Source organism: Clostridium sp. ZBS15, from assembly GCF_023845705.1.
GTDB lineage: Bacteria > Bacillota > Clostridia > Clostridiales > Clostridiaceae > Clostridium > Clostridium aquiflavi.
Genome location: NZ_JAMQHY010000219.1, coordinates 1 through 272 on the forward strand (window position 1 = coordinate 1; position 272 = coordinate 272).

The window sequence follows — 272 nt, forward strand, 5'->3', positions numbered from 1 at the left end:
TACCAGCAAGTGGATGAGCGGGGCAATGCGCTATGGCGTGGTATTACGCTGACCCGTGATGATTGCATTCGTCGCGATGTTATCAAGGCGCTGATTTGTAACTTCCGCCTGGATTTTAACGCTGTCGAACAGCAGTGGGGTTTGCATTTCGCTGAGTATTTTGCCGAAGATTTGCAGTTACTGTCGCCGCTGGCGAAAGATGGGCTGGTGGATATTAGCGAGAAGGGAATTCAGGTGACGGCGAAAGGTCGTTTGCTGATCCGCAATATCTG

1 protein-coding gene is annotated in these 272 nt (G+C 51.1%); it reads left to right on the forward strand.

Annotation, left to right across the window (positions count from 1 at the left end; genetic code table 11):
* On the forward strand, positions 1 to 272 hold a 272-nt coding region (locus NG904_RS17105), incomplete at both ends, for a hypothetical protein (RefSeq protein WP_252232946.1).